The sequence below is a fragment of the Microbulbifer elongatus genome, from assembly GCF_021165935.1.
GTDB lineage: Bacteria > Pseudomonadota > Gammaproteobacteria > Pseudomonadales > Cellvibrionaceae > Microbulbifer > Microbulbifer elongatus.
Genome location: NZ_CP088953.1, coordinates 672,766 through 685,674, shown reverse-complemented (window position 1 = coordinate 685,674; position 12,909 = coordinate 672,766). Strand labels below are relative to the sequence as shown.

At 59.3% G+C, this 12,909-nt stretch carries 13 protein-coding genes; 9 read left to right on the top strand and 4 right to left on the bottom strand.

From position 1 onward, the window contains the following. Positions 1 to 3 precede the first annotated feature (3 nt). Positions 4 to 894 carry a cytochrome c oxidase subunit 3 gene (locus LRR79_RS02810; protein ID WP_231758902.1) on the top strand — a complete coding sequence of 297 codons (891 nt, stop codon included), beginning with the start codon at positions 4 to 6 and terminating at the stop codon, positions 892 to 894. Positions 895 to 945: 51 nt separating this feature from the next. On the opposite strand, the gene LRR79_RS02805 is transcribed toward LRR79_RS02810, so the two are convergent. Beyond that, positions 946 to 1,170, bottom strand: coding sequence for a DUF2909 domain-containing protein (locus LRR79_RS02805; RefSeq protein ID WP_043320533.1), 225 nt, complete (start codon positions 1,168 to 1,170; stop codon positions 946 to 948). A 33-nt stretch (positions 1,171 to 1,203) separates the two neighbouring features. Here LRR79_RS02805 and LRR79_RS02800 point away from each other — a divergent pair, with 33 nt between their 5' ends. The 6 genes from LRR79_RS02800 (at position 1,204) to LRR79_RS02775 (ending at position 6,410) form a co-directional block, all read left to right on the top strand. Beyond that, positions 1,204 to 2,049, top strand: a complete 846-nt coding sequence (locus tag LRR79_RS02800; RefSeq protein ID WP_231758901.1) for an SURF1 family protein — start codon at positions 1,204 to 1,206, stop codon at positions 2,047 to 2,049. Between the two features lie 72 nt (positions 2,050 to 2,121). Next, positions 2,122 to 2,775: a hypothetical protein gene (locus LRR79_RS02795; RefSeq protein WP_231758900.1), complete on the top strand. Its 654-nt coding sequence runs from the start codon at positions 2,122 to 2,124 to the stop codon at positions 2,773 to 2,775. 20 nt (positions 2,776 to 2,795) lie between these two features. Continuing rightward, entirely contained in the window at positions 2,796 to 3,848 is a 1,053-nt protein-coding gene (locus LRR79_RS02790) for a COX15/CtaA family protein (protein ID WP_231758899.1), read from the top strand. Positions 3,849 to 3,927: 79 nt separating this feature from the next. Continuing rightward, positions 3,928 to 4,836, top strand: coding sequence for a heme o synthase (gene cyoE / locus LRR79_RS02785; RefSeq protein ID WP_231758898.1), 909 nt, complete (start codon positions 3,928 to 3,930; stop codon positions 4,834 to 4,836). 1 nt (position 4,837) lies between these two features. Then, positions 4,838 to 5,506: an SCO family protein gene (locus tag LRR79_RS02780; RefSeq protein WP_231758897.1), complete on the top strand. Its 669-nt coding sequence runs from the start codon at positions 4,838 to 4,840 to the stop codon at positions 5,504 to 5,506. Between the two features lie 115 nt (positions 5,507 to 5,621). Beyond that, the gene (locus LRR79_RS02775; RefSeq protein ID WP_231758896.1) at positions 5,622 to 6,410 is read left to right on the top strand and encodes a CPBP family intramembrane glutamic endopeptidase; all 789 of its coding nucleotides are present in this window, start codon (positions 5,622 to 5,624) and stop codon (positions 6,408 to 6,410) included. Between the two features lie 39 nt (positions 6,411 to 6,449). On the opposite strand, the gene znuB is transcribed toward LRR79_RS02775, so the two are convergent. Then, the gene (gene znuB / locus LRR79_RS02770) at positions 6,450 to 7,256 is read right to left on the bottom strand and encodes a zinc ABC transporter permease subunit ZnuB (protein WP_231758895.1); all 807 of its coding nucleotides are present in this window, start codon (positions 7,254 to 7,256) and stop codon (positions 6,450 to 6,452) included. Next, entirely contained in the window at positions 7,256 to 8,044 is a 789-nt protein-coding gene (gene znuC / locus LRR79_RS02765; RefSeq protein WP_407665238.1) for a zinc ABC transporter ATP-binding protein ZnuC, read from the bottom strand. The genes znuB and znuC overlap by 1 nt, the downstream gene beginning before the upstream one ends. A gap of 181 nt (positions 8,045 to 8,225) precedes the next feature. Here znuC and LRR79_RS02760 point away from each other — a divergent pair, with 181 nt between their 5' ends. Continuing rightward, positions 8,226 to 9,158: a metal ABC transporter substrate-binding protein gene (locus tag LRR79_RS02760; RefSeq protein WP_231758893.1), complete on the top strand. Its 933-nt coding sequence runs from the start codon at positions 8,226 to 8,228 to the stop codon at positions 9,156 to 9,158. A 28-nt stretch (positions 9,159 to 9,186) separates the two neighbouring features. On the opposite strand, the gene LRR79_RS02755 is transcribed toward LRR79_RS02760, so the two are convergent. After that, positions 9,187 to 9,702 carry a hypothetical protein gene (locus tag LRR79_RS02755; RefSeq protein WP_231758892.1) on the bottom strand — a complete coding sequence of 172 codons (516 nt, stop codon included), beginning with the start codon at positions 9,700 to 9,702 and terminating at the stop codon, positions 9,187 to 9,189. 209 nt (positions 9,703 to 9,911) lie between these two features. Here LRR79_RS02755 and polA point away from each other — a divergent pair, with 209 nt between their 5' ends. Next, the gene (gene polA / locus LRR79_RS02750) at positions 9,912 to 12,662 is read left to right on the top strand and encodes a DNA polymerase I (protein WP_231758891.1); all 2,751 of its coding nucleotides are present in this window, start codon (positions 9,912 to 9,914) and stop codon (positions 12,660 to 12,662) included. Positions 12,663 to 12,909 lie beyond the last annotated feature (247 nt).

Sequence of the window (12,909 nt, the reverse complement as noted above, 5' to 3'; positions counted from 1 at the left end):
ACTATGGCCACCGAAAGCAGCTACTATGTTCCCGAGCAGTCCCGGCTGCCTATCTTCGCCACCATCGGCATCTTCCTGACGGCCTTCGGCGCCGCCACCTGGATCAATGGCGGCAGTTCCTATATTTTCTTTGCCGGTGCTCTGTCCATGGCAACCGTGCTGTGGTTCTGGTTCGCTGCGGTGATCAAGGAAAACATGCAGGGCCTGAACAGCGATCAGCTCAAGCGCTCCTATGTGTGGGGAATGGGCTGGTTTATTTTCTCCGAGGTGATGTTCTTTGCCGCCTTCTTCGGTGCGCTCTATTACATTCGCACCTTTTCACTGCCATGGCTTGGTGGTGAAGGAGATCGCGGTTCCTCGAATATGTTGTGGGAGGGGTTTCAGAATACCTGGCCGCTGATGGTGACCCCGGAGCAGGCAGTGAGTGGTGAGGCGGCCAAGGTAGTCGGTCCGAAAGGCATCATCGATCCCTGGCATCTGCCGCTGCTCAATACAGTATTGCTGCTGGCTTCCAGTGTCACCGTGCACATTGCGCACGTGTATCTGAAAAAGGATAAGCGGCAGGCCTTCAATCTCTGGCTGGGTGCCACGGTGGCACTGGGTATCGCCTTTCTGTTCTTCCAGGTGGAAGAATACCTGGAAGCCTATCAGCACCTGGGCCTGACCCTGGAATCCGGTATTTACGGTACCACCTTCTTTATGCTCACCGGTTTCCACGGCGCACACGTGACCCTCGGCACCATCATGCTGCTGATCATGTTGCTGCGCTCGGTCATCGCCCATCACTTCAAGCCGGACGATCACTTCGGCTTTGAGGCGGCCAGCTGGTACTGGCACTTCGTGGATGTGGTCTGGGTAGGACTGTTTATTTTCGTCTACGTACTGGGGGCGTAAGCCGAAAGGGCGCGGTGGATGGGTGCATGCATCCACCGCGGCTGACGAGCGTCAGTATTTGTTCGCCCAGGGCGCGGTGTTGGATAGGATACCGCTATCGAATCCGTACCAGATCGCAATCAGCAGCAGCGCCGCCAACGAGATGCGAATGCCCAATGCATAGAGGGTACGTTTCGATTGCGGCGCGCCCATGTCGCGCAGCAGAAAGATCAGAGCACTGGTCAGGCTGGCCAGCACGGCGAGAAACAACAACACAATTATTGCTTTTAGCCACATAATAAAACGCCACTTATTGAAGTATTTATTGGCATGACAGCTCCCAAATCATCGCAGCAACACCGCGATCAAGCAGTAGACACCGGGAACGCCGAGCGCTGTTCATCCGCGATGGATGGCAAACCTGCACCGCGCGACGCCAGTGTAGCATTTATTCGCAACTGGCCCGTGACCCTGCTCAGCCTGTGTTTTCTTCCACTTTTGTTGAGCTTGGGAAACTGGCAACTTAACCGTGCGGCAGAAAAGCAACAGATTCAGAATCAACTGGATGCACGCCTCTCTGGACAGCCAATCCGTCTGAGCGGGGAGGCGTCAGAGGAGGGGGCCCTGCAAATATACGCACCGGTGCGGCTACTGGGGTTTTATACCGACGAGTACTTCCTGCTCGACAACCGCACCCGCAATGGCCGCGTTGGCTACGAAGTACTGCAGGTCTTTGAAACCGGCAGCGGGGATACCCCGAAAGCGCGATGGCTGATCAATCGTGGCTGGCTCCCTGCCGGCAGTCATCGTAGCGAGTTGCCGGAAGTGCGCTACCCGCTGGCGGCAAAAGTCATCACCGGATTTCTCTATCCAGCGCGAATCGAAGGGCAGGGCGTGACACCCCCGCACAGTCGCATCCAGTCTCCACAGGACCTCAGCACCCGGCAACTGGCGCTCAGGCAGCCAGCCTGGCAGATACGCCTGAGCGCCGACTCCGATACTGCATTCACTACCGACTGGCACCTGATTACCACCAGCCCACAGAAACACACGGGCTACGCGGTACAGTGGTTCGCCATGGCGACAGCACTGTTGTTGCTGTGGCTGCTCACCGCAACCAACCTGCGTCAAATACTGCGCGAAAAGTGGTTTAAAAAAACATCAAAAGAGACATAATCAATCCATAACAATAACGAGGGCGGTGCGGGCATCGATCCGCGGATGGCGCCCGACAGCGAGGTACACAAAGTGACTGAGCAGATCCAGAGCGTAGACAGCGCAGCGGCGGGATCAGAAGCGCCGCCCCAGGATAAGCCATCGGGCCTGAGCCGCTGGACCGGGATTGGCGTGATTGCGTCTGTAGCGATTCCGATTTTTGCGGCCTATATCATTTTTTATACCGGCGTGGGCATGCCCACGGAGACGGTCAATCAGGGTGAACTGCTGACTCCCGCACAGAGCGTGGGTGATATTGACCTGATGTCCGCTGACGGGAGTGTGCTGTCGCTGGTGGACGAAGAGCCCAGATGGCGCTACCTGATTGTCGCAGATGCGCAATGTGCGGAAGAATGTGACAAGCTCCTGTACACCACCCGTCAGGTGCATATCCGCCTGGGCGACAAGGCGCGGCGGGTGGAGCGAATTCTTGCCACCACCGCACCGCTGAGCGAAGAGCGGCATGGCGACCTTGCCGGCCAGCATCCGAAGCTGCGCTTCACCAGTGTCGATCGGCAACAGCTGGATCAGTGGCTGGTGGACAGCGATCACGCCCGGCTTGAGCGCCCCGCCGTATTGCTGGTGGATCAGCAGGGCTACGCCATGATGGTTTACAACGGCCGCCACAGCGGTAACCAGCTTCTGAAAGACATCAAACGATTGCTGAAGTACTCCTACGAGAAGTAGTGGTCAGAGGAGAGAGCGGAATGGATGTGGAATCCGACGTCACGGAATTGCGCAAGAACTATAAAAAAGACTGGCGCTTTCGCCTGGCGCTGATCGGTACCGGTCTGGCACTGGTGGTCGTGGTGCTGGGCGCGTTCACGCGTCTGTCCGATGCGGGCCTGGGCTGTCCGGATTGGCCCGGGTGCTATGGGCACCTGCTGTGGCCCGATGAACACCATGAAATTACTGCGGCCAATGCCGCCTTCCCCGATACACCGGTAGAAACCGATAAAACCTGGCCGGAGATGGTACATCGCTACTTTGCCGGGCTGCTGCTGTTACTGGTGGCGGGGCTCACCTATTTGTTCTGGCGTCGCCGCGGTCACCGAGGGTTTATCCAGAGTCATATTCTATTGGGTCTGATCATTCTGCAGGCCGCCTTCGGCATGTGGACGGTTACTCTCAAACTGTGGCCGCAAGTGGTTACGCTGCACTTACTGGGCGGTATGGCGACTCTCTCGGTCTTGTGGATGTTGTCGGAGCGACTGCGCTACCGCAAACGGCTGATTCCCCCCCACGAGTACACCGCGCTGCAGAGACTGCGCCCCCTGGCGATCGTGGCAGTAATCGTCGTCAGCCTGCAGATTGCCCTCGGCGGTTGGACCAGCTCCAATTACGCGGCGCTGGCGTGTCCGGATTTTCCCACCTGTCACAATCAATGGTGGCCAGAAGCGGATTTCCGTCAGGGATTCAATATTGCCCAGCAGATAGGCCCGAATTATCTCGGTGGTGCCCTGGAGAGCGATGCGCGCACCGCAATCCATCTGACCCACCGTATCGGCGCAATCATTGTCACGCTGATCGTCAGCCTGCTGGCGATCCTCGCTTGGCGCGCCGGCTCACCCCGCTGGGGACAGGGGCTACTTTTGGTTTTGGGCTTGCAAGTGGCCCTGGGAATTGCCAATGTGGTGATGTACTTGCCGCTGCCGATTGCCGTGGCTCACAACGCCGGCGCAGCACTGCTGTTGCTGAGTCTGCTGACCTTCTGCTATCGGATCAACACCGTGCAGCCGGCCATCAAGAATTATCCGTAACAAAGTTTGCATAGAGCATAAAGATGTAGCGTAGAGGGTTTAGTAGTACCTCAATAATAATGAAAACGAGGTGGTAGCAATGAGTACCCAGGCAGTCACTGTCCGCCGCGCCGGATGGCGCGATTACTACGAACTCACCAAGCCGCGGGTGGTGATGCTGATGATCCTCACTTCGGTGATCGGCATGCTGCTGGCCACTCCGGGGATGGTGCCACTGGATATTCTGATTCTGGGGAATATAGGCATTGCCCTCTGCGCCGGTGGCGCCGCCGCCGTCAATCATCTGGTGGACCGGCATGTGGACATAAAAATGGCCCGCACCACCAATCGGCCGGTAGCGCGCGGCCGGGTCGAGCCGCAAAAAGCGCTGCTGTTCGCGCTGGCGCTGGGCTGTTCCGGTATGGCCATACTACTCGCCTTCGTCAATGCGCTTACCGCCTGGCTTACCCTGGCATCTCTGTTGGGGTATGCAGTGGTCTACACCATGTTTCTGAAGCGGGCCACGCCGCAGAATATTGTGATCGGTGGCCTCGCTGGCGCCGCCCCACCCCTGCTGGGCTGGGTTGCGGTGACCGGTGATCTACACGGCCACGGCCTGCTGTTGGCACTGATCATTTTTGCCTGGACACCACCGCATTTCTGGGCGCTGGCGGTGCACCGGCGGGACGATTACGCCAAGGCAGAAATTCCCATGCTGCCCATCACCCACGGGGTGCAATACACAAAGATTCATATTCTGCTTTATACCTTCATCCTGTTTGCGGTTTCCCTGTTGCCTTTTGCCACCGCCATGCTCGGCTGGCTGTATCTTCTGGGTGCGGTGGTACTGGGAATCGGTTTCCTGTACTGGGCCATTGAAATGTTGCGGAATAAAAACCCCAACGCGGGCATGGAGACCTTCAAGTATTCGATCATTTATCTGATGGCACTCTTTTGCATCATGCTACTGGATCACTACCTGGTAGCGCTGCCTACCAGCGGAGTCTGAAATGGGGGAGAACCTGCAACATACAGCGGCGCAGAAACGCGGCATTTTTCTGACCGTCGCTGTGCTGGTGCTGTTTATGGTCGCGGTACTGGCGGGCTTTTTGAACAAAATGAATCAGCCGCGGGTCATTACCGACACGGAACTGCGGGCCAATGGGGCCATTAAACTGGAGCGCCCGCGCATACTGGATGAATTTGAACTGATTGCGGATAGTGGCAGCGCCTTCAAAACCACCCAGCTGGCCGGGCGCTGGACTCTGGTATTTTTTGGTTTCACCCACTGTCCCGATGTATGCCCGACGACCATGTCGACGCTGAACCGTTTCTATCAGACGCTGGATGACGATACCCGCGAGAACACCGACATTTTACTGGTATCGGTGGATCCACAGCGGGATAAACCCCTGCAATTGCAGGAGTATGTGCGTTACTTCAATCCGGATTTTTATGGGGTAACCGGCGAATTCATCAACCTGAAACGCTTTGCCAATCAGCTCAACGTACCCTTTAACAAGGTGCCCCTGGATGACGGCAATTACACCGTCGATCATGGGTCACAGGTGGTATTGATCAATCCCCGTGGGCATTATCATGGCTTTTTTAAAGCGCCTCTGGACCCGGCGAAAATGAAACTGACGTACCGTTCCATGCGGGCCACTTATAACGGGTGAGCGACCACGATCACGGTAGGGCTTCCCAACAGGCGCTATGATAGCGCCTGTTCTCGTTTCCGAACTCGGGTTAACGGGCTGAACAAGCTGACAATTCGCTGAAAATGGATTTTCTATGTTTTCACTCAACGTACAACGGGGGGTGCCGGTGATTGCCGCCGATGCGCCCATCGAGGGCAAAGCGCTCTGGGTGCCTGCCGCATTTCTCTGTCTGCTGTCCATTCCCTTTGGCTGGATCGGTGTCTTCGCGCCGGTCATCTGGTTGGGGTTGGTGGCCATGGACACCGCTCGGGGTTGGAAAAAGGCGCTCAGTTTTATTATCACCGCGCTGTTGATGCTGGTGGTGACCAGTGGCGTTATACCCGGGAACGATCATATCCTGCTGATGGAACCCTATCTGCATAACGGCAGCGAGATATATCCCAGCTTCCGCCCGGCCAAGGCGGTCATCGCACTCACGCTGGTGCTGTATATGCTGGTACGCCCGCAACCGCTAAAGCGCAAAGACCTGCCACTGATGGCCATCGCCATCGTCGTGCCGATAATCATCGGCGCTTTCTTCCTGGAGTTCCAACCCAAGCTCACCGCCGCGATCGCCCTTGCCGCACTGCTCAATCTGGTGGTGGTGTGTATTGCGGAAGAGGGTTTCTTCCGGTGGGTACTGCAGCGCGGACTGGGCCAATGGCTACACCGCTGGCCGTGGATCCCGACCGTGATCGTGACGGTGTTGTTCACCTATCTGCATACCGGCTGGGCCGTGTCGCTCATCCTGTTGTCGCTGGTTGGGTTGGCAGGTCTCGGTTACGCGCTGCTGTGGCAACTGCGCGGCAGCTTCTGGGCCTGTGTGCTGGCCCATTGGGGAGTAAACCTACTGCATATGACCCTGCTGCAATACCCGGGGTGATTCCCTGAAGGGTAGAATCAGGAAATTGGATTGTGTAGGTCACGCTTCCTTTCTGGACCAGAACTGACCCAAGAGAAAGATAACGCCCGCCGCCAGCACAATCGACGGCCCTGCGGGGCTGTCCCAGAGTACCGAGGCGGCGAGGCCGATGGTCACCGAAACACAGCCGATCAGAGAGGCGAAGCCGGCCATCTGTTCCGGGGTGGTGGAAATGCGCCGGGCGGTGGCGGCGGGAATGATGAGTAGGGCGGTGATCAGCAGTACCCCCACCACTTTCATGGCGATGGCGATCAGCAGCGCCAGCATCAGCATCAGTGCCAGGCGTACACGTTCTACTTTGACACCTTCTACAGCGGCCAGCTCCTCGTGCAGGGTAAAGGCGAGCAACTTCGACCACAGGAAAAACAGCAACACCGCGATCACCAGAGTGGCAATGGCCATCAGCACCAGATCCTGGGTGGATACCGCCAGCAGGTCACCAAGCAGCAGCGACAGCAGATCCACATTGATATCCAGCAGGCTGACGGTGACGATCCCCAGGGCCAGCATGGAATGGGACAGGATCCCCAGCAGGGTATCCACGGACAGGTTCTGACGCCGCTGAAAATACACCAGTAAGAACGCCAGCAGACAACTGCTGACCACCACCGCGAGCGTCGGCTGGATATGCAGCACAAAGCCCAGGGTAACTCCGAGCAGTGCGGAGTGGGCGAGGGTATCGCCGAAATAGGCCATACGCCGCCATACTGCGAAGCACCCCAGCGGACCGCTCACCAGAGCCACCAGCAAGCCGGCGGCCAGGGCGTACCAGAGAAAGGTAGAGTGCAGAATCTGCGACCAGTCCATCAGTTGCGCTCCCCCGAGTTGCGCGTCCCGGTCCGCGATGGTGGCGGGGTCACCGCGTGATCGTGGTCGTGATTGCAGTCTTCGTCCACGATCTCACCGCCGATATCGTGGTGGTGATTGTGGTGGTGGGTATAGGGGGCCAGTTTATCGCCGAACATTTCCAGGTAGGCGGGGTCTCGACTGACTTGCTCGGGATGCCCGTGACAGCAGATATGCTGATTGAGGCAGAGCACACGATCGGTAGCGGCCATCACCAGGTGCAGGTCGTGGGAAACCAGTAACACTCCGCACTTCAGCTCGTCACGCAATTGCGCGATGAGCTGGTACACCTCACTCTGACCGCCCAGATCGACACCCTGGGTGGGTTCGTCCAGCACCAGCAGTTGAGGCTTGCGCGCTGCCGCCCGCGCCAGCAGAACCCGTTGCATCTCACCACCGGACAGATCCGCGAGGCGCGAGCCGGCCAGATGGGGGGCCGCCACCCGGGCCAGCGCGTCTGAGACGCTCACGCCCTCAATCCCCAGCTGCAGAAAGCGCGCTACGGTCATGGGCATGGTGGCATCGATCTGCAGACGCTGGGGCATATACCCCAGACGCAGCCCCGGCAGTCGCTCCACTTCTCCGGAGGTGGGCCGGGTCAGCCCCAGCAGCAGGCGCAACAGTGTGGTTTTGCCGGCGCCGTTGGGGCCGATGACGGTGACAATCTCGGCGGGTCGCAATTCCAGGGAAATATCCTGCAATAACTGCCGGCCGGCGACTTCCAGGCCCACCTGGTGGGCGCGGATCAACGGTGCGTGTAGGGTTTGGGGGCTCTCCTGCGGACTCTTCAAGGGAATTCCAGACCGGATGACTAACGGGTTTAAAAGGTGGGATTTGGCTGGCGAGTGTAAGCTGGCTGTGATTATATCGCATCCCCTAAATTGGGTGTCGCCAGCGGCGCCTGTCCAGTATGAACCGAATGAACGCCCCGTGAGCCGTCAGTTGATGTCCGAAATTGTCCTTCGCCTGCTTTCCGTCCTGATGATTGTGGTGACCAGTCTGGTCGCGACAGGTGGCTGCGCCCCCCGGGAACCGGATGAGGCGGCGGCGGGCCCGAAGGTGGTTGCCAGCATTGGCCCGCTGGCGATGATCGCCCGGGAGGTCGCTGGGGATCAGGCCAGTGTGCATCAGCTGATCCGCAATGGTGATCCCCACCACTTTGCCCCCAAGGTATCCGACCGCATGGGGATTGAAGCGGCGCAACTGGTTGTGTGGATGGGACCGGCCATGGAGTCGGTGCTGGCGCGACAGATGGCCCTGGTGCCGGACGAGCGCCAGCTGGTGCTGCTGGCCGATGAGACTGCATACGAGTATGCCGGGGCAGACGCTGCCGACCCGCACCTGTGGTTGCGGCCGCGCAATGCCGCGGTGATGGCGGCGATGATTGCTACCCGGCTGGCTACTGCCGATCCCGAGCATGCCGAGGACTATCGCCAGCGTGCCCGAGACTTTTCCCGCGCCATGGCCAATCTTCAGAAGGTACAGGACCGCGCACTCTGGGCCTACAAGGATGCCCCTATCGTTACCACGCACCAGGCCTACAGCCACTTTTTTGGCGCGGCCGGGGTGGCGGTGGAAAGTCTGGGCGCTGGCTCCGGTCACCAGCACGGGGCGCGGACCCTGGTGCAGAAGCGCCGCGCACTGGACGAGGATCCGTCCGCAGTTGTCGGTTGCCTGTTTGGCGAGGCACCGGCAAATGATCGGGACCGCCAGACGGCCACCAATCTGAACCTTGGCTATCAGGCGCTGGACCCGCTGGGCATCACGATGGCGGAAGGTGCGAGCTATCGGGACTTGATGGAAAAGCTGCTGGCCGACGCACGTCTGTGTCTTGCGCGGATCCCGGACCGCAGCGCGCAATAGGCCTGATCAGAGAGGATCGCGAAGCGATTCAGGAAGGCTCCTGCGCCGCTTCCACCGGATTCTCGTCTTCTGTCTGCAGTTTCACGTCGGCCGCTGGTGCGCCGCGGTCGGCCTCCTCTTCCAGAAGAGCCGGGGTTATCTGCTCCATCGGCCGCGCCGTCGCTTCCGCGGGTGCTTCTGGCGCGGATTCCTGCGCGACCTGCTCACTCTGCTGTGCCTCTTCCAGGAACGCCTTGACCTGCTGCATCTGTGCGCTGCGCACATTGCTCAGCAGCGCGCGCCGATTTTTTTGCTTCAACATCTCCTGACGGTACTGCTCGCGGTTTTGCTCCTCCACCAGGTAGCTGTTGACGGTGCTACCTTCTTGCCGGGCCACTTCCGGTATCTGGTAGGTGTTGGTCTCTACATGTTCCATGGTCTCAGCGGCATAGGCCGAGCCGGCAGCCTTCTGCCGGTGCAGATCTTGCTGATCGGCGCCATCGCCTAAGGCCGCGCCAGAGAACCCCAGAGTCAATACCAGGGGGATGTTTAGGTGGGATTTCATGATGTTGTGCCTCGCTGCGACTTCCCTATACCAAGCCTAGAAGCTGCGGCCGGAACGGGGGTGACACTGCGATGACTGGCGCGGCGGTGACGATGGATTGAACGGCGCAGCGCCAAATTCCGCGGCCGCTGCACGAGCGAAATTTTTTCAACGCGGGTATCCTGTCGCCCAACAAATCCGACCCACGCAAATCGAATTCCCGACTGTCTATGAGCAACCCCAAGTCCTCTTCCGCACCACTGATTCTGGTGGACGGCTCCTCCTATCTTTACCGCGCTTTCCACGCCCTGCCGCCACTGCAAACCAGCGATGGCCAGCCTACCGGCGCGGTGCGCGGTGTCATCTCCATGCTGCGGAAACATCTCAAGGAGCACCCGGACAGCCCGGTAGTAGTGGTGTTCGACGCCAAGGGCAAAACCTTCCGCGACGAACTGTTCGAAGAATACAAAGCCCAGCGTCCACCGATGCCGGATGACCTGCGCGCACAGATCCAGCCCATTCACGACATCATCGACGCCATGGGACTGCCGCGCCTGGTGATCGACGGGGTGGAAGCGGACGATGTGATCGGCACCCTGGCGCTGCAGGGCGCAGAGCAGGGCATGGACGTGATCATCTCCACCGGCGACAAGGACATGGCCCAGCTGGTGCGCCCGGGGGTGACCCTGGTGAACACCATGTCGAACACGGTCATGGATGTAGAGGGCGTCAAAGAGAAGTTTGGCGTGGGTCCGGAGCTGATCATCGACTTCCTCGCGCTGATGGGCGACAAGGTGGACAACATTCCCGGCGTGCCGGGCGTGGGTCAGAAAACCGCGCTGGCGCTGTTACAGGGTATCGGCAGCCTCAAGGATATCTACGCGGATCTCGATGCCATCGCACCGCTGGGTTTCCGCGGTTCGAAAACCCTGGCCAAGAAAATGGCCGAACACAAAGACGCGGCGGATATGTCCTACGTGCTCGCCACCATCAAGACCGATGTGGAAATGGACTACCGGCCTGAGCGCCTCGCCAACGGCGAGCCGGATACCGACAGGCTGCGCGAGCTGTTCAAGCAAATGGAATTCCGCAGCTGGGTGGAGGAGTTGTCTGGGCAGGGTGACGGCGATGCCGAGTCCGCCGCCGAGGCCATGACCGTCGAGCGCAACTACACCACCATTCTCGACGAAAAAGAACTCGATACCTGGATCGAAAAGCTGAAGGAGGCGGACGTTTTCGCCTTCGACACCGAAACCACCAGCCTCAACTATATGCAGGCCAAACTGGTGGGAATGAGCTTTGCGGTGGAAGCCGGCGAAGCCGCCTATCTGCCCCTGGCCCACGACTATATGGGGGCACCGGCGCAGGTTGATTTCGACCAGGCGCTGGCCAAGCTCAAACCGATTCTGGAAAGTGACGACTACAAAAAAGTCGGCCAGAACCTCAAGTACGACAGCCACATTCTAGCCAACTACGAAATCGAGCTGCGCGGTATCACCCGCGACACCATGCTCGAATCCTACGTGCTCAACAGCACCGGCAGCCGCCACGATATGGATACTCTCGCGCTGAAGTATCTGGGCGAGACCACCATCAAATTTGAAGACATCGCCGGCAAGGGCGCCAAGCAGCTCACCTTCAACCAGATCGAGCTGGACAAGGCGGGGCCTTACGCGGCGGAAGATGCCGACATCACTCTGCGTCTGCATCGGGAATTGAGCGGTCGCCTGGCCAAAGAGCCAAGCCTGGAAAAAGTGCTCGATGAGATTGAAATGCCGCTGGTGCCGGTGCTCACCCATATTGAGCGCAACGGGGCCTATATCGACGCAGCCATGCTGAAAAAACAGTCCGGCGAGCTCGAAGAGAAAATGCGGGACCTCGAACAGCAGGCGTACGAGGAAGCGGGAGAGGAGTTCAATCTCGGCTCCACCAAGCAGCTGGGCACCATTCTGTTTGAAAAGCTGGAAATTCCGGTCATCAAGAAAACCCCCAAAGGGGCGCCGTCCACCGCGGAGCCGGTACTGCAGGAGCTGGCGCTTTCCCACAAGCTGCCGGCGCTGATCATGCAGTACCGGGGTATGGCCAAGCTGAAAAACACCTACACCGACAAACTGCCGCAGATGATCGACCCGGCCACCGGTCGCGTGCACACCTCCTACCATCAGGCGGTGGCCGCTACCGGGCGCCTGTCTTCTTCGGATCCCAACCTGCAGAATATTCCGATCCGCACCGAAGAGGGCCGTCGCATCCGTCAGGCGTTTGTGGCCGATCCAAGAATCAACGGTGGCAGTGTAATCGTGGCCGCGGACTACTCGCAGATCGAGCTGCGCATCATGGCGCACCTGTCCGGCGATAAAGGCCTGCTGGATGCCTTTGCCGAGGGGGCCGACATTCACCGCGCGACCGCGGCGGAAGTATTCGAAGTCCCGGCAGGGGACGTGACCGACGAACAGCGCCGCCGCGCCAAGGCGATCAATTTCGGCCTGATCTACGGCATGAGCGCGTTTGGCCTCGCCAAACAGCTGGATATTCCCCGCGCGGACGCCCAGACCTATATCGACCGCTACTTCGAGCGCTACCCGGGCGTGCTGGCGTATATGGAAAACACCCGCAAGCAGGCCGCGGACAAGGGCTATGTGGAAACCCTGTTCGGCCGCCGCCTGTATTTGCCGGAGATCAACTCCCGCAACGGCATGCAGCGTCAGGCCGCCGAGCGCACCGCCATCAATGCGCCCATGCAGGGCACCGCAGCGGACATTATCAAGCGCGCGATGATCGCAGTGGCCCAATGGCTGCGGGACGAGAAGCTCAAGACCCGCCTGATCATGCAGGTGCACGACGAACTGGTGCTGGAAGTGCCGGCGGACGAGCGGGAACAGGTGGTTAAACGCATCCCCGAACTGATGCAGGCCGCGGCGGAACTGGATGTGCCGCTGATTGCCGAACTGGGCGAGGGTGCCAACTGGGATGAAGCGCATTGATCAAATATGCGCTTGTCGGCTGGGCCTCACTGGATGCCGGATCGAGTCCGGCATGACGGAGCCTTGGTCATCCCGGCCAAGACGTCACTCCGGCTACTATATCACCCCGGCTACTACGTCATCCCGGGCTCGACCCGGGATCCAGAAGCTACAGTGTGCGAAGCCGCACAGTTTCCTTCGAACCTGAAAAAATATCAGCGAATTTTTTTAATTTTTTCGCAACCTGCGGAACAAACGACAAAAGGGC